Genomic DNA, 19,881 nt, shown 5'->3' with positions numbered 1-19,881 from the left:
CCTAGCGTGCAGGCTCCCGAATGGAAGGGAAATGCAATGTCGGTGATCTTACCGGCAAGATGTAATTGCTGACTCAAAAAGGAAGTAGCATGAAATACCCCCTTAGCCTCGCCGCCCTGAGCTTATCTTTAATACTCACTGGTTGCGGTGGTGGTTCCGGTTCAGATGACCCACAGCCTCAACCACAAAACAAACCGCCTGTCGCTAAAATCACCTTGGATCAAACTCATATCGATGTGGCCCAGACCATCGTTATATCGGCACAGCAGAGTAGCGATCCGGAGCAGGACAATCTGACCTTCGCATGGCAGGTAACCGACCCGCAAGGTAACGCTGTCACGCTGGACAACCCTTCCGGTCAGACCCTTAGTTTCACGCCGATGCATCCTGGTACCTACAACATCAGCCTGAAGGTGACCGACAGTAAGGGCAATGCACACCAGACCCAGGTCACGCTACAAGCAGGGGAACTTACCCCGGCGATGCTAAATATAAGCGCGGATAATGTTGCGGTGGTGGCACAAAGTACGGCACTTTATGCTGCCTTCAGTCAATTTGACGATATTGGGGTGGAACAGCCAACCTTCAGTTGGCAGATACTGGATAAACCCGCCGCCAGTCAGGTGCAGTTGGGTAACCAACAAGGTATCAGAACCCGCTTTATACCGGATAGTGCCGGGCAGTATGTACTAGAACTGACCGCCACCACGTCAAAACGCACTTTGACCGCCCAGCATGCAATCTGGGCTGACAATCCCGATAGCGCTAAACCTGTGGCGGAAATTCATGCTGACTTTGTGCAAACCTGGCCAAACAAAGGTATCAGGTTGACCGCTTATGGCAAGGAAGGCAATGGTGTGCTTTGGTCTGTGTCGCAGGCACCCGCAGGCAGCGAAGTGGAATTGTCGACCCCAACGAGCTTAGAGAGCAACTTTTTTGCCGATCTACCCGGCCAATATGAGATAGCCTTGCTGTTAAACAACGGCACACAACAAAACACCATTACCACCACGCTGGAAGTGCTTGAGGACCAGCAAAACCGCAAACCTGTGGCAAGTATCAACAATGTGGTGAATATGTTTGAGCCGTACCGACCCGGTACAGGTATTACCCTCCACGGCGAAGGGAAAGACCGGGATAATGACAGCCTAAGCTATCAGTGGCATTTGCTACAAAAACCCGACGCCAGTCAGGCTGCACTGACCAATGCCAAAACCAAAACAGCGCTGATTAACTTTGATGCAGAAGGTGACTATCTGGTGTCACTGACGGTGTCTGACGGACAACTGACCTCAGCGCCAGTTTTCTTTACCATGCCGGTGCAGGCTAATCATGCACCTTTAGCCAGTATTCAGGGCCAAAGTCGCATTAACCTTGGCCAGCCTTTAACCCTGGATGCCAGTGGTTCATTTGACAGCGAGTCAGATACATTAAGCTACCAGTGGAGTGTGAAAAAAGCACCTCAGGACGCTACGCCGAGTTTAACCGACGCCAGCAAAGTGAAAAGTCAGTTCAGTACCCAGACCCCCGGGGAATACCTGATTGAACTGCTGGTCAACGATGGCCACCAGGACAGTTATCATGCCATGCACTGGGTAAAAGTAGAGGAAGGTCATGCCCCGCAAGCCAGGATTGATGTGGAAAACGGCAAACTGATGACCCTTGGCAATAGCATTACCCTGGATGCCAGCGGTAGTCAGGATCAGGATAATGATCCCTTGACCTATCAATGGCGCTTAAACAGCGGCCCATCAGAGCAGACGTCCCAGTTTGGTGACATGCGCTCTGCCAGGCTCAACTTTACCCCGGAAAAAGTCGGTCACTATGATCTTCAGGTCACCGTAAGTGACGGTGTCAATCAGGATATCGAAGCGGTGCGCATTGAGGTTGTTGACAGCCAGAATGTGTACCATTTTTCCGGCAAAGCGCTGGACTATTTGGGCAACCCCATTTATCCGCTGACCGTCATTGGCGGTAGAAAGGGCTATCAGGCAAGGGCTAATGAGCAAGGGCAATTTGACTTGGTAGTGGTGAAATCCGAACAGGAAAGCTGGCCATTAAAACTGACTTTTTCACAGTGGTTTGGTGGTAACACGATCAACTATATGGACCTGGAAGAACCTCAGAGTAACAACCAGGAACTGGGCGAGATAAAACTGGCCAGGCCGCAGACACTCACTCTGACCGCAGAGTTTTGCGAAGGATTTAAGCTGGCCGGTAGTGCAATTTACATCAAGCAGGACGGTGCACAGCCACAGGAGCTGGAATTTAACTTCTACGGCGCACTGACGTTGACCAGGACAAACCCAACCGTGACCAGGAAGTTACCAGCACCAGCCCGATTTATGCTCTATCATCGGGATGCTATCACCCTGGAACTGGCTGACGGCAGCAACCAGTTTGACTTCCCACTGCAGGAGGACGGGCAAGCGATGACCAAAGTGGTTAAAATTTGTCATAACTAAGGACACAGAAGCATACAACGCTATGTCGCCATACCAGGTACACGCCCCGGTTTAACCGGGGCTTTTTTATTTCACCACAAAATTGCCTTATCGGGGTAAACTGCCGATTTGCCGTTAGGAAGTACTGGATGGTTAATATCAAGCCAATAAGCCATGACCACTGGCCGGGGATCCTGGATATCCAGGACCGGGTCTATCACGATGTTGCTCCTGAATCGCAGGCTGTACTGGCAAGTAAATGCCAGGCATCACCGGACACTTGTCTGGTGGCAATGAATTCACAGGATACTGTACTTGGCTACGTACTGGCACATCCCTGGCCGCTGGAACAATTGCCTAAGCTGCATCATCCCGTTCAGGCGGTCACCTCAGACAACCTGTATCTGCATGACCTAGCGGTATGCCCCAGTGCCCATGGACAAGGTGTGGCAGCCAGACTGCTCAGCGCCTTACAAAGAAGAAGTACAGCCAAGGGTTTTGCCAGTATCAGTCTGGTGGCGGTACAAAATGCCGATGGATTCTGGCTTAAACAAGGTTTCACCAGACATGCCGACGTTACCCTTTGCCAGTCTTACGGTGATACAGCTCTCCCCATGATCAAAACCCTTAGTGCTGATTAAGGGCCCGTCTTATCGAAATGCCTGACGAAAACAACTGGGCGATTCGCCAAACTCGGCTAAAAACTGGCGGCTGAAATAGTTGGCATCACTAAAACCGCTTTGCTCCGCCACCAGATAAACCGGCAAGTCGGTTTCCACCAGTAAGCGTCTGGCGTGATCCAAACGTAGCTGATTAATCAGTTGCTTTGGGGTTTTTCCCAGCGCTTTGCGAAAACGCCGCTCCAGCGCGCTGACCGACAAGTGACATAAATTCGCCAGTTCACTGACCTGCACCGGCTGCGTGAAATTGCGCCGAATAAATTCCATCGGTTTTTCTATACTGGCCAATGGCCCCAGCATAATCGAGGTTTTATGTAGATGACGGGAGATCCCACAGGTGCCGATACGCCGCCCCAGATGATCGTACAAAGGCCGTTTATTGGTGGTAAACCAATGTAGCTCGCCGGAACGCAGTACATTCATCTCCAGCCTGTCGTTAATCACTTCCCCGCCCAGCACCTTATGATCGTCAGCCAGAAACTGACGGGCGATATGCCGGGGTGCAAAGTCATAGTCGGTTTTTCCCAGAGCCTGCTCCAGGCTGCCTAAGCCGGTGTGTTCAATAAACGCCCGGTTGGCATATTGAATACGACTGTCACTGTCCTTGACCCATACCAGCACGTCCGTTAACAAGTCATACATCTTCAGCCACTGGGCACAGGGCATAGATTGCATGAACTGTTCAGATATTGCGGGTAAAAAAGATCCTGACATAATCACAACATAAATATAACAATCTGATTAAAATAAATTTTTTATTCAAGAATAGGAAAGAAAACGCTTGCACAAATAAAGGGCGCGCCGATTTAATGCTACAACCAACCGATTCTATTCTATTTACCTCACCGCAGCTAGCGCTAACATCCTGTTAACAGTCAAAGATCCAGGCGGATAACAGATGAGAAAAGTCAGGATGGGTATGGTGGGCGGTGGCCCCGATGCCTTTATTGGTGCGGTGCACCGCATGGCGGCCAACTTGGACGGGCGTATTGAACTGGTTTGCGGTGCCTTCAGCCGCGATGCGCAAAAGTCCGCACAGATGAGCCAACAGCTTAATCTGGATGCAAGCCGTTGTTATCCCAGCTACCAGGCTATGTTCGAGGCTGAGGCAAGCTTGCCTGTCGGGCAACGCATGGAGTTTGTCAGCATTGTCACCCCCAATCATTTGCATTTTGATGTGGCCAGACAGGCGCTGCAGGCCGGCTTTCATGTGTTGTGCGATAAACCCGCCACCCTGAATTTGCGTGAAGCCGAGCAACTGGCAGTAATTCAGCAGCAAAGTGGCTGCCTGTATGCGTTAACCCATACTTATACCGGCTACCCTATGGTGGTGGCCGCCCGGCAACTGATAAAACAAGGTGAACTGGGCAAAGTGCGTAAAGTGGTGGTGGAATATCACCAGGGCTGGCTGGCCGACACCAGTGCGGAAGCAGGCAAACAGGCTGCCTGGCGTCTGGATCCGGCTCAGGCCGGAGTGAGCTGCTGTATGGCGGATATTGGCGTGCATGCGGCCAATCTGGCGGAATTTATTTGTGATGACAAAATCGATTTGCTCAGTGCCGACCTGAATGCCAGTGGTGAGCGCTTACTGGATGATGACGGGGTAGTGATGCTGCGTTTTGCCAGCGGCGCCCGCGGGCTGCTGAGTGCCAGCCAGATTGCAGTGGGCGAGGAAAACAATCTGCGTATCCGGGTCTACGGCGAGAAAGCCTCTTTGGACTGGTCACAACAGGCACCCAACAGTCTTAAGCTGATGCATGCCGATAAGCCATTTGAAACCTTGCGCAGCGCCACTGCCACAGCCACCGCATTGGGGGGGATAACCCGCACTCCACCGGGTCACCCCGAAGGCTATCTGGAAGCCTTTGCCAACCTGTATTGCCAGTTTGCCAGCCAGGTTATGGATTTTCAGCCAAACCAGGTGCCATCAGCATCCTTACTGCCCGGCATTGATTCGGCCCTGCGTGGTATGGCCTTTATCGAAACCGTGGTGGCCGCCAGCGCATCCGAACAGAAATGGCATAAGCTAGCCGATTTTTCTCAAACGTCAGACCAGGGAGCCTGAACATGAATACCATCAAAGGTCCGGCTATCTTCCTTGCCCAATTTGCCTGTGACGACGCCCCATTCAATAATTTTGACAGCATCTGTCGCTGGGCTGCCAGTCTAGGCTATCAGGGCATACAACTGCCCACCTGGGATCAGCGCCTGTTTAACCTGGAAAAAGCCGCTAGCAGTCAGGATTACTGTGATGAAGTGCTGGGAGTGGCGGCCAGCCATGGCCTGGCTATCACGGAGTTATCCACCCATCTGCAGGGCCAATTGCTGGCGGTACATCCTGCTTACGACCAAATGTTTGACGGCTTTGCGCCAGCGTCATTGCGCGGAAATCCGCAGGCCAGATGTCAATGGGCCAACCAGCAGTTGCTGGCTGCCGCCGAGGCCAGCGCCAAAATGCAACTCACTACCCATGCCAGCTTCTCTGGCAGCTTACTCTGGCATACCCACTACCCCTGGCCACAGCGTCCAGCCGGGCTGGTAGAACAAGGCTTTGCCGAACTGGCCAAGCGCTGGTTGCCGGTTCTGGATAAATTCGCCGAACTGGGGGTGGATATTTGCTATGAACTGCACCCGGGTGAAGACCTGCACGACGGGGTCACCTTTGAGCGCTTTTTAGACGCGACAGGCCAGCATCCGGCCGCAAACATCCTTTACGATCCCAGCCATTTTGTCTTACAACATCTGGATTATCTTGCCTTTATCGATATCTACCATGAACGCATTAAGGCCTTCCATGTCAAGGACGCGGAATTTATTGCCAATGGTCGTAGCGGCGTCTACGGCGGATACCAGTCCTGGCTGGAAAGGCCGGGCCGTTTCCGTTCGCTGGGTGACGGGCAAATCGATTTTGGCGGTATCTTCAGCAAACTGACCCAATATGGCTATCAGGGCTGGGCGGTACTGGAATGGGAATGCTGTATTAAGCACCCAGAGGATGGCGCCCGCGAAGGGGCAGATTTTATCCGCCAACATATTATCCGCACTACAGATAAAGCCTTTGATGACTTTGCTGCCAGCGGCGCCGACGAAGTACTTAACCGCAAGATCCTGGGTTTATAGGAGATAGCCATGAGCATGGGAATTCGCGTTCAACTCTGCCTGATGATGTTTCTGCAGTTTTTTATCTGGGGCGGCTGGTTTGTCACTCTTGGTACCTTTCTAGGCAATAATCTGGGGGCCAGTGGTAATCAGATTGGGATGGCCTTCTCTACTCAATCGTGGGGGGCCATTATCGCGCCTTTTGTGATTGGTTTGATTGCCGACCGCTACTTTAATGCCGAACGTATTCTTGGCATCCTGCATTTACTGGGGGCGGTGTTGATGTACTGCCTGTATAGCGCCGACAGTTTTGACGCCTTTTACCCCTATGTGCTGGCCTATATGCTCGCTTATATGCCCACCCTGGCGCTGGTTAACTCGGTGTCATTTGGCCAGATGCAGGAACCGGCCAGGGAATTTGGCAAAATTCGGGTTTGGGGCACCATCGGCTGGATTGTCGCCGGTCTGGTGATCAGCTATGTGTTTTCCTGGGATGCCAAAGACGCCATTGCCCAGGGCATGCTGAAAAATACCTTCCTGCTCTGCGCGGCGGCATCATTGCTGCTGGGCCTGTTCAGTTTCAGCCTGCCGGCCACACCGCCCAAAGCCAATGACGGACAGACCAGCCTGGGGCAAATGCTGGGGCTGGACGCCCTGGCCATGTTGAAAGATCGCAATTTCCTGCTGTTTTTTGTGTCTTCCATTCTGATCTGCATCCCCCTGGCATTCTACTACCAGAATGCCAATCCCTTTCTGACCGAAATCGGCGTGGAAAACGCCACGGGTAAAATGACCCTGGGACAGGTATCTGAAGTCCTGTTTATGCTGGCGCTGCCGGTGTTTCTGCAACGTTTTGGTATCAAGCTCACCTTACTGGTCGGTATGGGTGCCTGGGCCCTGCGCTATGTACTGTTTGCCTTTGGTGATGCTGATGGTGCGGTGGTGATGTTGCTGCTGGGCATCGCCCTACACGGCATTTGTTATGACTTCTTTTTTGTCTCCGGGCAGATATACACCAATGCCAAGGCCAGCGAACAAAGCAAAAGTGCGGCACAAGGCTTGATTACCCTGGCCACATACGGTCTGGGTATGCTGGTCGGCTTTTGGGTAGCGGGCCGGATTACCGACCAGTTTGCCCAGGGCGGTGGCCATGACTGGCAACACATCTGGCTGTATCCGGCCGGTTTTGCCGCTGTGATCTTTGTGCTGTTCCTGCTTAGCTTTAAAAACGAACGGATTGAAAGCCATGAATAGCACGCGCCGGCAACTGTTTAAAGGGCTGGCGCTGGCAGGGGGCCTTAGTGCACTGCCTTCCCTGACTCTAGCTTCAGGTCCAGCTCAGAAGGGCTTGAAGGGCCATATACGCCACTCGGTAAGCCGCTGGACCTATGCTGATTTGTCCCTTGAAGAACTTTGTCAGGTAGTCAAATCCCTGGGCTTTGCCGCCATTGATTTGGTCGGGCCAGAGGATTGGCCGGTCCTGAAAAAGTATGGGGTAGACGCATCCATGTGTAATGGTGCCGAGCTGAATTTGACGGATGGCTGGTGCGACACCGCATTTCATCCGCAATTGATTGCCCGTTATCTGCGGCATATCGATTTGGTCGCCGATGCAGGCTACAGAAATTTGATTTGCTTTAGCGGCAATAAGCGCGGAATCAGCCCACAGGTGGGTCTGGCTAATGCTGTCACTGGCCTGCAGCAGGTTTTGCCGCTCGCCGAGAAACGCGGCGTGGTTTTGCAGATGGAACTGTTTAACAGCAAGGTGGATCACCCCGACTATATGGCAGATAACTCCGCCTGGGGTATCGCGTTATGCAAAGCGCTGGGCAGCGAACACTTTAAGCTGCTGTATGACATTTACCATATGCAGATTAATGAAGGCGACATTATTCGTACGATCCAGGATAACCATGGCTATTTCGGCCACTACCACACGGCCGGTGTGCCAGGACGCCATGAGATAGACGACAGCCAGGAACTGAATTATGCCGCCATCGCCAGAGCCATTAAAGCCACCGGCTTTAGCGGTTACCTGGCTCAGGAATTTATTCCCACACCACCGGACAAAGCAGGAAAGATCGCCTCACTGCGCGACGCTGTGCACATTTGTGACCAGTAATATTGATAACAACAGCCGGTGGACTTGAAGAGGTAAAAGACCATGTCAGTCAATGAGTATGACGCAATTGTAGTGGGCTCGGGTATCAGTGGCGGCTGGGCCGCCAAGGAACTGTGCGAAAAGGGCCTGAAGGTGCTGATGCTGGAACGCGGCCAGAATATCGAGCATATCAAGGATTACAAAAATGCCCATAAAGAAGCCTGGGACTACCCGCACCGCGATGTACCCACCCAGCAGATGAAGCTCGACTATCCGGTCATCCGCCGTGATTACCCGCTAAATGAATCCACCTTTGGCATGTGGGCCAATGAAAAAGATGCTCCCTATACCGAAGACAAACGTTTCGACTGGTTTCGTGGCTATCATGTTGGCGGCCGTTCGCTGTTGTGGGGCCGACAGAGCTACCGCCTGAATCCCGAGGATTTTCAGGCCAATGGCAAGGAAGGTATCGCGGTAGACTGGCCTATTCGTTATGAAGACGTGGCGCCCTGGTATGACTATGTTGAACGTTTCGCCGGTATCAGCGGCAACCGGGATGGCCTGGACGTATTACCAGACGGGCAATTTCAGGCGCCGATTCCCCTTAACTGCGTGGAAAAAGACGTGGCCGCGCGACTGCAAAAAGCCTTTAAGGGCACTCGCCACCTGATTAACAGTCGTAGCGCCAATATGACCGAACCCAAACCGGAACAGGGCCGGGCAAACTGCCAGTATCGAAACAAATGTTGGCTGGGCTGTCCCTTTGGTGGTTACTTCAGCACCCAATCGGCCACATTGCCAGCCGCCATGAAAACCGGCAACCTGACCCTGCGTCCCTTCTCTATTGTCTCAAAGGTGTTGTATGACAAAGATAAGAAACGCGCGACCGGGGTCGAGATTATTGATGCACAGACCAACCAGGTTATTGAGTACAAGAGCAAAATTGTCTTCTTAAACGCTTCTGCCCTGAATACTGCCTGGTTGTTGATGAACTCCGCCACCGATATCTGGGAAGGCGGCCTGGGCAGCAGCAGCGGCGAACTGGGTCACAATGTGATGGATCATCATTTCCGCGTTGGCGCGTCTGCCGATGTGGAAGGCTATCTGGATAAATATACTTTTGGTCGGCGCCCGGCTGGCTTCTATATTCCGCGCTTTCGTAACTGGCACAATGACAAACGCGACTATTTACGTGGCTTTGGTTATCAGGGCAGTGCCGGTCGTCAGGGCTGGCAGAAGGATATTGCTGAACTGGGCATTGGTGCCACGCTCAAAGCCGGCATGACCGAGCCGGGTCACTGGGGCATTGGTATGTCAGCCTTTGGTGAGATGCTGCCCTACCACGAAAACCGGGTTTATTTGAACCACCAGGTAAAAGACAAATGGGGACTGCCGGTATTGGCCATAGACGTAGAAATTAAAGCCAATGAGCTGGCGATGCGTAAAGATATGCAGCAGGACGCGATGGAAATGTTTGAAGCAGCCGGACTGAAAAACGTGCGGGGCTATGACAGCGATTATGCCCCTGGCATGGGCATTCACGAGATGGGAACGGCCCGCATGGGCCGTGACCCCAAGACCTCGGTACTGAACAAACACAATCAAGTATGGGACGCGCTGAATGTCTTTGTCACCGACGGTGCTTGTATGACGTCCGCCTCCTGCGTGAATCCATCCCTGACTTATATGGCACTGACCGCCAGAGCGGCAGACTATGCAGTGGCAGAACTGAAGCGAGGAAACCTGTGATGGACAGACGCGAACTACTCAAGTTTATTGGCGCCGCAACCGGGGCGGCCTTTGTCGGTAATGCCCTGGCCTGGACACCCGTGCCCAGCGCCACACCACTCAAAGCAGCCGGTTTTAGTGCTGAAGATTTAGCCTATTTAAACGACATCGCCGACTGCATTATTCCGCGCACCGATACCCCAGGGGCAAAAGACGCCGACGTAGGGCGTATCATGGCCATCTGGGTCGCCGATTGTTATTTACCTGCCGAACAGGCACTGTTTAAGCAAGGTATGACACAGATTAACAGCGAAGCGCAATCCCGTTTCGGTAAGCCGTTTTTACTGCTGGACAATGCACAGCGCCATAGCCTGTTATCCGGGCTGAATGAAGCCGCGTATCAGTATAACCGTGAAAACCAGATTGATCATTGGGAGTTGGGCCGCCCCGGCGGCAGACCGGATCAGCCCCGCCCCCTGCCACATTATTTCACCTTGTTTAAGCAACTGACCTTGCTGGGCTTTTTTACTTCAGAGATAGGCGCCACCAAAGTGCTTCGCTATGTGGCCGTGCCCGGCCGCTATGACGGTGAGTTTCCGTATCAAAAAGGTGACAAAGCCTGGGCGACCTGATCTAACAGATAAAGAGAATAACCATGAACAGCAGCAAACTATCCAGCTTAGCCATGGGGCTGATACTGGCCAGTCACAGTGCCTGGGCCCAGAGCGATATGGAAAAGCAAGCACAGAAAACCGAAGTCTGGGAGCCTGAGCCGCAGATTATCGCAGCGCCGGACAATGCGCCTCCGTCCGATGCCACCGTGTTGTTTGGCGGGGCCGGGTTAAACGCCTGGCAAAGTGTAAAAGGCGGTGACGCTGCCTGGACAGTAAAAGACGGCGTGATGACCGTCAAACCCGGCAGCGGTGATATTCGCAGCAAGGCAGAATTCTGCGACGTTCAGTTGCATCTGGAATGGCAGGTGCCTGAACCCGATCCCAACATGCAGGGGCAACAGCGCAACAACAGCGGTGTATTTCTGCAGCAGCGCTACGAGATTCAGATCCTGGACTCGTACCAGAATCGCACCTACAGCAATGGCCAGGCGGGCGCCCTGTATAAGCAGGTGATACCGCTGGTAAACGCCATGCGCTCGCCCGGGCAATGGCAAAGCTACGACATTATCTTCACCGCGCCCCGATTTGACGGCAGTAAACTCAGCCGTCCAGGCTATATCACCTTGCTACACAATGGTGTAGTGGTGCAAAACCATACGGAAATTCAGGGCAACACGGTGTGGGTAGGCGAGCCCAGCTATGAAGCCCACGGCTGTGCCCCTATCCAGTTGCAGGACCACGGTAATCTGGTCAGCTTCCGTAATATTTGGGTACGCCCGCTATGACCAGCAGTTTGGCAATCCAGCGCCGCAGTCTGCTGAAAGGACTTGGGGTGTTGTTTGGCGTACAGGCGGCCCAGAGTTTATTAGGTGGCAATGCGCTATCGGTGGCCATGGCGTTTGCCCAGTCTGTGCCGCGCCAACTGCAGATTTTCAGTGCTGAACAAATGCGCGTGCTGGCCATTATTGGCGATCTGACTATTCCTCAAACCGATACCCCCGGCGCATTAGCCACAAACAGTCATTGGTTTGTGGACAATCAGTTAAAGCACTGTTTTGCAACCGAGACTCAGACCTCGGCCAAGCAGATACTGGATAAAATCATCACCAGGGCCCAGGCACTGCTGAGCCTGCCATTTACTGATGCCACAAAGCAACAGCAACTGACACTATTGCAAGCACTGGAAAGCAGCCAGTCGGGCTTTGATGGCGCCGATACAAAAGCCTTTAAGCAACTTAAAGCACTACTGGTGTTTGGCTTTTTTACCAGCAAGGTGGGTATGACGCAGTTACTCCAATATGACCCGGTGCCCGGCGGGTTTAAAGGCTCTGTTGCCTACGCCTCGGTAGGTAAGGCATACAGCGGCGGTTTTCCGTTTTAAAAGGCAGCGCAGATGCAAGATAACAACATAGTTCAGCAGTCCGATCAGGAATTTGATGTATTAGTGGTGGGCTCGGGTATCACCGGCGGCTGGGCTGCCAAGGAATGCTGTGAAGCTGGCCTGAAAACCCTGCTGATTGAACGGGGGCGGTTGGTAGAACACCGTAAGGATTACCCCACCGAAGGCAAAGGCCCCTGGCAATACCCGACCCGCACAGTGGCCGACAATCTGCTGACCATGCAACATCAGGCCATTCAACAGCAGTGTTATGCGTTTAACGATACCACCAAGCATTTCTTTGGCAATGACCGCGACCTGCCCTACAGCACCGAAGACGGCACCGAGTTTAGCTGGATACGGGCCAATCAACTGGGCGGTAAATCCCTGCTGTGGGCACGTCAGACCTTCAGATTGAGTGATTATGACTTAACCGCCAACGCCAAAGACGGCCATGGTATCGACTGGCCCATTCGCTATAAGGATTTGGCGCCCTGGTACGACTATGTAGAAACCTTTGCCGGTATTGCCGCCGCCCGCGACAATCTGCCACAACTGCCTGACAGTATCAGCCAACCCGCCTTTGAGCTAACCAAGCCCGAGCTGGACTTTCAGGCCACTGTGGCCGAGCATTTTCCCGACAAACCCATGGTGGTGGGGCGCTGTGCCCATCTTACCCAGCCCAGCCAGATTCATCTGGAACTGGGTAGGGTTACTTGCCAGGCCCGTTCCGAGTGCTACCGCGGCTGCTCATTTGGTGCGTATTTTTCCACCCAAAGTGCCACCCTGCCAGCAGCAGCCCGAACCGGCAATTTGCATATTGCCCCAAACAGCGTGGTGCACAGCCTGATTTTTGATGAATCCAAACAGCGCGTCACCGGTGTGCGGGTGGTCGACAACGACAATCTCAGTCAGCGTGAATACCGCGGCAAGATCGTATTTTTATGTGCTTCAACCCTGGGCTCGACTCAAATTCTGCTCAACTCCACCAGTAAAAGCTTCCCCAATGGCCTGGCCAATTCCTCGGGTGTATTGGGCCGCTATCTGATGGATCATAATTACAATGCCTGGGCTTCAGCCCGCATTCCGGGCTACGAGCAGGAATACTACCGGGGCCGCCGCCCGACAGGTATTTATATTCCCAACTTTCACTTTGAGCCGTCCCGCTATCATAAGGATTTTGTACGCGGTTATGCCCTGGCCGGTGGGGCCACGCGCGGTAGTTGGCAAGGTATGAGTCAGCAGGATGGTTTTGGTGAAGCCTTTAAGCAAAGCCTGACCCAGGCTGGCCCCTGGCAGATCTGGATGGGGGCGCAGGGGGAAATGCTGCCCCGGGCGGATAATCAGGTTAGCCTGCATCCCAGCAAAAAAGACAAGTGGGGTATTCCGCAATTGCATTTTAATTGCCGCTGGTCGGATAACGAACTGACCATGATGCAGCACGCCGCCGAGACCATTAAACGCATGATGCAGGTGGCCGGTTTTGAAGATATTCAGGCCCAGGCCACTCAAGCCCCGCCGGGTCTGGCCATTCACGAAGTAGGTAGCGCCAGAATGGGACAGGATCCCAAGCAGTCGGTGCTGAATAAATTTAATCAGTGCCACGATGTGCCCAATGTATTTGTCACCGATGGTGCCAGTTTTTGTTCGTCAGGGGTGGTGAACCCGTCCCTGACTTTTATGGCCCTGACCGCCAGGGCAGCTCACTATGCCATTGACCAGTTTAAAGCCGGGCGCCTGTAGCGCCTTCAACTTAAGGATTTATTATGAAAAAACGTCCGTTTTTGGCCGCGTTGTTTTGCCTGTTGCCCTTTGCCATGGTTAAAGCCGACAGCCAGTTCCCCAAAATCAGCGTGCAGCTTTGGTCGGTAAAAGACGATATCAAACGGGATATCGACGACACGCTGGCCAAGCTGGCCGCCATGGGTTTCGAGGGGGTGGAATTTGCCGGTGTTTTTGGCCCTTATGCCGACCAGCCCGCTGCCCTCAAGGCGCGTTTGGATGAACTGGGCCTGGCCTGCTCCGGTGCCCATATTGGTTTTGATGCCTTAAATGAAGCCAACCGCTATCGAACCCTGGCCTTTTATCAGGCCCTGGACTGCCCGACCTTGATTGTGCCCTGGGATGAGCGGGCCTTTGCCGCCGATACCGTTAAACAGACGGTAGCGGATTTAAATCAGTTCTACCCACTGGTCAGTGCCTATGGCCTGCACTTTGGCTATCACAACCATGCTCAGGAATTTTCTTCCGGGGGGCACGGCAGTAAAACCTTGTGGGACTATATTGCCAGTCATACTCCAGACGATTTAGTGTTGCAGCAGGATGTGGGCTGGAGCTATTTTGCCGGCCATGATCCGGCAGCCTATGTACGGGCCTACCCCGGTCGCACCCTGACCACGCACTACAAGGCCAAACTGCGCGACAGTGACAAGGGTAAGAAAACCCTGATCGGCCAGGATGGCATCAACTGGCAACAGTTGCTAAGCGCCAATATAGAAGTGGGCGGCACCCACTGGCTGGTGGTGGAGCAGGAGGAATATCCGGATAATCTGACGCCAATGCAAGCGGTGGAAAAGTCCAAGCAGGGTCTGGATAAAGAGATTCAGCGCTGGCAACAGAACCGCTAAGCTAATTAGCACTAGTTGAATACAATTCTCGCAGAGGCGCAGAGTTCACAGGGCGTTGAGTAGCATCCAAGCTGCTTTTCTCAGCCTCCCGGCGTGCTCTGCGAGAGTGGATATTTTTCAGCCTATGCAGGATTTTGCTTTCTGGCAGATTGTTCTGACACTGGAGAAAGTCAGCACATCAACTACTGTTAGGGTTCTTTGCCTCAGAAAGGATACCCAATATGAAGCTGGCCATACTCTCTTGCGAACCTCATAACTACAGTACCCGCCGCCTCAGAGAGACCGCAGAAGCTAAAGGACACAAGGTTAAAGTATTTAATACCCTCAAGTTCGCCATTGACCTGGAGCGCGGCACCCCGGCTTTGTATTATCGCCAGCAGCAACTCACCGACTATGATGCGGTATTACCTAGGATCGGCGCGTCTATTACCTATTTTGGCACCGCAGTGGTCAGGCAATTTCAGGAAATGGGGATTTTTTGCGCCAACAGCGCCCATGGCATTTTGAACTCCCGCGACAAACTGCGTTCGCTGCAATACCTGAGCCGCCACCATGTGGGCATTCCCAAAACCAACTTTGTGCGCGATAAAAAAGATGTGCTACCGGCCATTGGCCGGGTTGGCGATGCCCCGGTTATTATCAAACTGATTGAGGGTACTCAGGGCATCGGCGTGCTGCTGGCAGAAAGTAACAAAAATGCCGAAGCCATTATTGAACTGCTGCAAAGCCAGAAACAGAACGTACTGGTGCAAAAGTTTGTGGCCGAGAGCAAAGGTAAAGATATACGCGCCATAGTAGTGGGCAACAGAGTGGTGGCGGCGATGCGCAGGGTGGCGCAGGGCCAGGAATTTCGCAGCAATGTGCACCGCGGCGGACTGGCTGAACCAGTAGAGCTGGATGAGCATTACACAGAGACGGCCATTCGTGCCACCCAGATTCTGGGCCTGCAAATCGCTGGCGTGGATATGCTGGAAGGCAAAGACGGGCCACAGGTTATGGAAGTCAATTCGTCGCCAGGATTGCAGGGCATTGAGAGCTGCACCCATCTGGATATTGCCGGCGCCATCATTGACTACATTGGTGCCCAGGTGGATTTTCCCGAAATCGATATTCGCCAGCGCCTGACCGTCAGCCGCGGCTATGGAGTCAGTGAACTGTTCTTGCCGGAAGGCTCATATTTACTGGGCAAAAGCTTGCAGGAGTCAGGTCTGCATGATTTGGATATTAATGTGCTGACCCTGTACCGCGGTAGCAAGGTCATTCCCAACCCCAAAGCCAGCCGGGTGCTCGAAGCCGGAGACAAGCTGTTGTGTTTCGGCAAACTGGAGTCGATGCGCACCCTGATTCCGCCTAAAACCATTGAAAACCGCAGCCCGCTGATTGCGCCGCTGCCCTGAATGGATTGTGGCAGCCACAGCAACGGACAGGCTGTGCGATGCTGCGACGCTGTATAACCTTTTGCTCTGACTGAGCAGCAAATGAACTTGATTGCCCCATCCAGGGGCGTCACATTATCAGCTCAATGAGTAACCCCAAGGAAATGCCATGTCCCAGTTCGATCAGGTTTCAATTATTCGCAAGGCCAATATCTATTTTGACGGCAAGGTCACCAGTCGCACGGTAGTTTTCGCGGATGGCAGCCGCAAAACCCTGGGCATTATGCAACCAGGTGAGTATGAATTTGCCACCAGCGAAAAAGAACTGATGGAGATTCAGGCCGGCAGACTGCAGGTCAAGCTGCCCGACCAGGACTGGCAAGTCTTCACCGGCGGCCAGCAATTTTATGTGCCGGCCAATGCCGCTTTTCAGGTCAAAGTGGAAGACGTCAGCGATTATTGCTGCAGCTACCTTGCCGATTAATCCAAGGGCTGCCTGGCTCTGGCAATGGCCGCTGCAACCGCAGCCAGTGCCTGTGGGCTGTTTTTCCAGCAGTTGCTGCCCAACATAGAGGCGACCCGCTGAGCAATGGTGGCTGGTTCATATCCGGCCAGCATGGCAAAAGAGTCAATACCGATTTCCTCGAAACGTTTGACAACCGTTGGCCCGACTCCTTTAACGGCCAGCAGGGCGGCCTTTTCCTGTTGATTAAAGCCCATGATGCTCTTCCTTAAGCTGCTTTAACGCTCTCTGATATTTGCGTTCGGTCAGATGCCAAAGAATCAACGCAAAGGCCAACCCGGCCAGTGGCCAGACTAACAGATGCACGCACACTGCTTTGGACCACCAACCGTCGGCAAAGGGTTGATTGATATACAACATAATCAACAACATGGGTAAACCCCAGGCCACTGCGTTAATCAGGATAAACTTACCTTTGCCCGCGGCGCGGGTTTGTTGCCAGGCTTGCAATTCCTCTGTTTTCATGGCGTTTCCGTTGAATAAAGCTGGTGTTATCTTATCCCGGTCAGACGCTTACCGAAAGGCTGGTTTATACTCAGAAGGTCAACACGCACTGCAGGAACACAAATGGAAAAGGTACAAGGTATTGGTGGGTTATTTTTCAGAAGTCAGAATCCTAGCGCCCTGGCAGACTGGTATAGCCGTCACCTGGGCGTGGATATTATGCAGTCGGTGTGGCAACAACAAAGCGGTCCCACAGTATTTATGCCGTTTTCTGCAGACACTGATTACTTTGCCGCCAATCAACAGTGGATGATCAATTTTCGTGTGCAAAATCTGGACGCCATGCTGGCACAACTAAGGCAAGCCAATGTCGACATTGAAACCCGTGCAGAATGGGATTCAGAGATAGGCCGCTTTGCCCGCATCCACGACCCTGAAGGTAACCCGATTGAGCTGTGGGAGCCGGGCAAAGGGGCTGATCAGTAAACCTTTACTCTGGATAAGGGCTGTCGCTTTGCGGACGTAACTGGCGCTGCAGCCCCATTAAAAAGTTACGTAGGATCTGATCTTTGCATTCCCGGTAATTCTTGTGATCGGGCTTACGGAAGAACGCGCTCAGCTCGTGCTTGCTTAAACGAAAGTCCACCAGTTGCATGGTTTCCAGCACATCCTCGGCGCGCATATTCAGGGCAATACGCAACTTCTGAAATATCACATTGTTATTAAGATGTTCCTTCACTACAGGCTGCTCGCCTTCACGTTTACCACGCTTAGTGTTAATTAGCCCATCCAGATACAATCCCAACTCGGCATCGCTCAAGGCCACAAATTGCGCGTCGTCGTCTTTTCTCAGCCAATTATGCAGTTGCTGAACCGACACCTTGTGATCCGCCGCAGCGAAGATCTCCACCATAGCGTTATCTTTAAAATCAAAGGCATAGCGAACACGTCGTAAAATGTCGTTGTTGGTCAAAATAGATCCTAATCGGTTTCAGCATGTTCAACACGAAGATGCGGGCGGTAAGTATAACAAGACGGGCGAAATGGTGACAGACCAGCGTCAGGCCTGGTCCTGGACAACATAGAGCCTGGCCAGTGCCTCGGCCATTTTCTGCATCTGTGTGCGCAGAGCTTGCGGTGACAGCACTTCCACCTCTGCACCAAGCCGCAAAAGCTCGCTGGCACTATGTGACACCGAGCCCACCGGTATCTGCATCTGCTGCCAGCCCTGACTGTCTGGCTCACCCATTTCCACACAACGCTGCAACTGATAAGGCGATAAAAAGGCTTTCAGCCACCTGCGGCCCGACTCTGAGAGTTTCACCAGCGCGGTCTGGTTATACAGCTGTTCTTCCATACGCTGCAGGCTCTGTTGCCAATAGGTCGGCAAATTAAAATCAGGTGGCCGCACAAAACTTTCGCTGAGCACCTCAAGTTCAAGGATACGGGCCACCCGGTAAGTACGGATATCCTCGCCAACCTGACCGGCCAGATACCACTGCCCACTTTTTTGCACCAGGCCTAAAGGGGCAATAACCCGTTCCTTCTCTGCCTGCCAACTGCGATAACGCACCTGAATTTTCTGTTGCCTGCGCACGGCATCGCTCAGGGCAGCCAGATAAACCGGATGATCTGCCTCGCCAAACCAGGCGGGTGCATCCAGATAAAAACGGCTACTCATCAGTTGGGCATCACCGCGCTGTTTGGCCGGTAAGGCAGCCAGTAGTTTAAGCTGGGCATCGGCTACCGCATTACCCAGCCCCAGCTCCGAGGCCTGGCCCGCCAGCCCAAGCATAAACAGCGCCTCGGCCTCATCCCCGGACAAGCCATTGAGCTGGGTGCGATGCCCTTCCACCAGTCGATAGCCCCCTTCGCTACCACGCTCGGCATACACGGGAATACCGGCGGCACTTAAGGCGTCCATATCCCGGTAGATGGTGCGCAGGGAAACCTGACAATCCTCTGCCAGTTGCTGCGCGGTGACCTGCCCTCTGGCCTGCAAGGTAATAAGAATGGAAAGCAAACGACTGGCACGCATAAATTCTTTTTCAAACCTGACACAAACTGACAGGTATGGTGCCGTATCTTGTTGGCAATAGCTAACCGCTAGTCATCAACAGGAGAGAAACTTTATGTCCCAACCATCCACTCTGACCTTTTATCATGCCCCGCAATCCCGCTCGTCAGTGGCTCTGACCCTGCTGGAAGAGATGCAGGTGCCCTATGAATTAAAGCTGATTAATATCAAAGCCGGTGAGCAGCGCCAGGCCGATTATCTTGCCATCAACCCGCTGGGTAAGGTGCCAGCCCTGGGTCACAAGGGCAAAATTATTACCGAGCAGGTGGCGATTTTTATTTACCTGGCAGATTTGTACCCACAGTGTCATCTGGCACCGGCCGTTGACGACCCACAACGCGGGGAATATTTGCGCTGGATGGTTTACTACGCAGCCTGCTATGAGCCCGCCATGGTAGACAAATTTATGCAAAGAGAGCCTGCTCCGCAGTCGACTTCAGTATACTGCGATGAACATACCATGCTGGAAACCGTACTGACGCCGCTACGTAATCAGCCCTACCTGCTGGGAGAAAAAATCAGCGCCGTGGATATCTTATGGGGCAGTGCGTTTGCCTGGGGGCTGATGTTCGAGATGCTGCCGCGCCTGCCGGTGATCACCAAGTATGTAGACAGGGTCTGTAGCCGCCCCAGCGCACTGAAGGTGCAGACGCTGGACCAGCAATGGGCTGAACAACATCAGGCGCAAGCTGACGGCCAAAAATAACAGCTCCATGCAGAAAACACGTAAGGTCTGGCTTTAAGCCTTTATGTCAGGCGCGGCCCGGGAATAGCAGACTGCAACAACACA

At 53.1% G+C, this 19,881-nt stretch carries 21 protein-coding genes and 1 pseudogene; 17 read left to right on the top strand and 5 right to left on the bottom strand.

What is annotated here, in order from left to right:
• Positions 1-89: 89 nt before the first annotated feature.
• Together CSR04_RS19935 and CSR04_RS19930 are read left to right on the top strand one after the other, a co-directional pair.
• On the top strand, positions 90-2,465 hold the full coding sequence (locus CSR04_RS19935; protein WP_102798089.1) for a PKD domain-containing protein: 2,376 nt from the start codon (positions 90-92) through the stop codon (positions 2,463-2,465).
• A 128-nt stretch (positions 2,466-2,593) separates the two neighbouring features.
• Positions 2,594-3,085, top strand: coding sequence for a GNAT family N-acetyltransferase (locus tag CSR04_RS19930; RefSeq protein WP_102798088.1), 492 nt, complete (start codon positions 2,594-2,596; stop codon positions 3,083-3,085).
• A 9-nt stretch (positions 3,086-3,094) separates the two neighbouring features.
• Here the strand turns inward: CSR04_RS19930 and CSR04_RS19925 are convergent, their stop codons facing one another.
• Positions 3,095-3,799, bottom strand: coding sequence for an AraC family transcriptional regulator (locus tag CSR04_RS19925; RefSeq protein ID WP_245921775.1), 705 nt, complete (start codon positions 3,797-3,799; stop codon positions 3,095-3,097).
• 223 nt (positions 3,800-4,022) lie between these two features.
• Between CSR04_RS19925 and CSR04_RS19920 the strand changes: the two genes are divergently transcribed.
• The 13 genes and pseudogenes from CSR04_RS19920 (at position 4,023) to ppnP (ending at position 16,531) form a co-directional block, all read left to right on the top strand.
• On the top strand, positions 4,023-5,189 hold the full coding sequence (locus CSR04_RS19920) for a Gfo/Idh/MocA family protein (protein WP_102798086.1): 1,167 nt from the start codon (positions 4,023-4,025) through the stop codon (positions 5,187-5,189).
• A 2-nt stretch (positions 5,190-5,191) separates the two neighbouring features.
• Positions 5,192-6,244 carry a sugar phosphate isomerase/epimerase family protein gene (locus tag CSR04_RS19915; protein WP_102798085.1) on the top strand — a complete coding sequence of 351 codons (1,053 nt, stop codon included), beginning with the start codon at positions 5,192-5,194 and terminating at the stop codon, positions 6,242-6,244.
• Between the two features lie 15 nt (positions 6,245-6,259).
• Positions 6,260-7,477 (top strand): nucleoside permease, encoded by a 1,218-nt coding sequence (locus tag CSR04_RS19910; RefSeq protein ID WP_216362605.1) that lies wholly within the window; start codon positions 6,260-6,262, stop codon positions 7,475-7,477.
• Positions 7,470-8,345 carry a hydroxypyruvate isomerase family protein gene (locus tag CSR04_RS19905; protein WP_102798083.1) on the top strand — a complete coding sequence of 292 codons (876 nt, stop codon included), beginning with the start codon at positions 7,470-7,472 and terminating at the stop codon, positions 8,343-8,345. Before CSR04_RS19910 ends, CSR04_RS19905 begins: the two co-directional genes overlap by 8 nt.
• 42 nt (positions 8,346-8,387) lie before the next feature.
• Positions 8,388-10,073: a GMC oxidoreductase gene (locus CSR04_RS19900; protein ID WP_102798082.1), complete on the top strand. Its 1,686-nt coding sequence runs from the start codon at positions 8,388-8,390 to the stop codon at positions 10,071-10,073.
• Positions 10,073-10,684, top strand: a complete 612-nt coding sequence (locus CSR04_RS19895; protein WP_102798081.1) for a gluconate 2-dehydrogenase subunit 3 family protein — start codon at positions 10,073-10,075, stop codon at positions 10,682-10,684. The genes CSR04_RS19900 and CSR04_RS19895 overlap by 1 nt, the downstream gene beginning before the upstream one ends.
• Before the next feature lie 53 nt (positions 10,685-10,737).
• A complete protein-coding gene (locus CSR04_RS19890; RefSeq protein WP_245921782.1) occupies positions 10,738-11,451 on the top strand; it encodes a 3-keto-disaccharide hydrolase in 714 nt (237 codons plus the stop codon).
• Complete coding sequence (locus CSR04_RS19885; protein WP_102798079.1) at positions 11,448-12,047, top strand: gluconate 2-dehydrogenase subunit 3 family protein; 600 nt, start codon at positions 11,448-11,450, stop codon at positions 12,045-12,047. Before CSR04_RS19890 ends, CSR04_RS19885 begins: the two co-directional genes overlap by 4 nt.
• Before the next feature lie 12 nt (positions 12,048-12,059).
• Positions 12,060-13,787, top strand: a complete 1,728-nt coding sequence (locus CSR04_RS19880) for a GMC oxidoreductase (protein WP_102798078.1) — start codon at positions 12,060-12,062, stop codon at positions 13,785-13,787.
• Positions 13,788-13,810: 23 nt separating this feature from the next.
• Positions 13,811-14,671 (top strand): sugar phosphate isomerase/epimerase family protein, encoded by an 861-nt coding sequence (locus tag CSR04_RS19875; protein WP_245921773.1) that lies wholly within the window; start codon positions 13,811-13,813, stop codon positions 14,669-14,671.
• Positions 14,672-14,892: 221 nt separating this feature from the next.
• Positions 14,893-15,816, top strand: a pseudogene (locus CSR04_RS19870) (ATP-grasp domain-containing protein); the annotation flags it as partial.
• Between the two features lie 15 nt (positions 15,817-15,831).
• Complete coding sequence (locus tag CSR04_RS25285) at positions 15,832-16,068, top strand: cation:proton antiporter regulatory subunit (protein WP_425427712.1); 237 nt, start codon at positions 15,832-15,834, stop codon at positions 16,066-16,068.
• Between the two features lie 148 nt (positions 16,069-16,216).
• Positions 16,217-16,531, top strand: a complete 315-nt coding sequence (ppnP, locus tag CSR04_RS19865; protein ID WP_102798076.1) for a pyrimidine/purine nucleoside phosphorylase — start codon at positions 16,217-16,219, stop codon at positions 16,529-16,531.
• On the opposite strand, the gene CSR04_RS19860 is transcribed toward ppnP, so the two are convergent.
• A complete protein-coding gene (locus CSR04_RS19860) occupies positions 16,528-16,767 on the bottom strand; it encodes a helix-hairpin-helix domain-containing protein (RefSeq protein ID WP_102798075.1) in 240 nt (79 codons plus the stop codon). The genes ppnP and CSR04_RS19860 overlap by 4 nt on opposite strands.
• Positions 16,757-17,035 (bottom strand): hypothetical protein, encoded by a 279-nt coding sequence (locus CSR04_RS19855; protein WP_102798074.1) that lies wholly within the window; start codon positions 17,033-17,035, stop codon positions 16,757-16,759. The genes CSR04_RS19860 and CSR04_RS19855 overlap by 11 nt, the downstream gene beginning before the upstream one ends.
• Positions 17,036-17,137: 102 nt before the next feature.
• Here CSR04_RS19855 and CSR04_RS19850 point away from each other — a divergent pair, with 102 nt between their 5' ends.
• Positions 17,138-17,500: a VOC family protein gene (locus tag CSR04_RS19850; RefSeq protein ID WP_102798073.1), complete on the top strand. Its 363-nt coding sequence runs from the start codon at positions 17,138-17,140 to the stop codon at positions 17,498-17,500.
• A gap of 4 nt (positions 17,501-17,504) precedes the next feature.
• Here the strand turns inward: CSR04_RS19850 and CSR04_RS19845 are convergent, their stop codons facing one another.
• Together CSR04_RS19845 and CSR04_RS19840 are read right to left on the bottom strand one after the other, a co-directional pair.
• Positions 17,505-17,987, bottom strand: a complete 483-nt coding sequence (locus CSR04_RS19845) for a YehS family protein (RefSeq protein WP_102798072.1) — start codon at positions 17,985-17,987, stop codon at positions 17,505-17,507.
• Positions 17,988-18,074: 87 nt separating this feature from the next.
• On the bottom strand, positions 18,075-19,052 hold the full coding sequence (locus CSR04_RS19840) for a helix-turn-helix transcriptional regulator (RefSeq protein WP_102798071.1): 978 nt from the start codon (positions 19,050-19,052) through the stop codon (positions 18,075-18,077).
• 94 nt (positions 19,053-19,146) lie between these two features.
• Here CSR04_RS19840 and CSR04_RS19835 point away from each other — a divergent pair, with 94 nt between their 5' ends.
• The gene (locus CSR04_RS19835) at positions 19,147-19,797 is read left to right on the top strand and encodes a glutathione S-transferase family protein (RefSeq protein ID WP_102798070.1); all 651 of its coding nucleotides are present in this window, start codon (positions 19,147-19,149) and stop codon (positions 19,795-19,797) included.
• Positions 19,798-19,881: the final 84 nt, after the last annotated feature.

Origin of the sequence: Bowmanella denitrificans, assembly GCF_002887595.1 — a bacterium.
Taxonomy (GTDB): Bacteria; Pseudomonadota; Gammaproteobacteria; order Enterobacterales; family Alteromonadaceae; genus Bowmanella; species Bowmanella denitrificans.
Note: the sequence above shows the minus strand (reverse complement) of the source record. Positions and strands in the feature narration are given on the sequence as shown.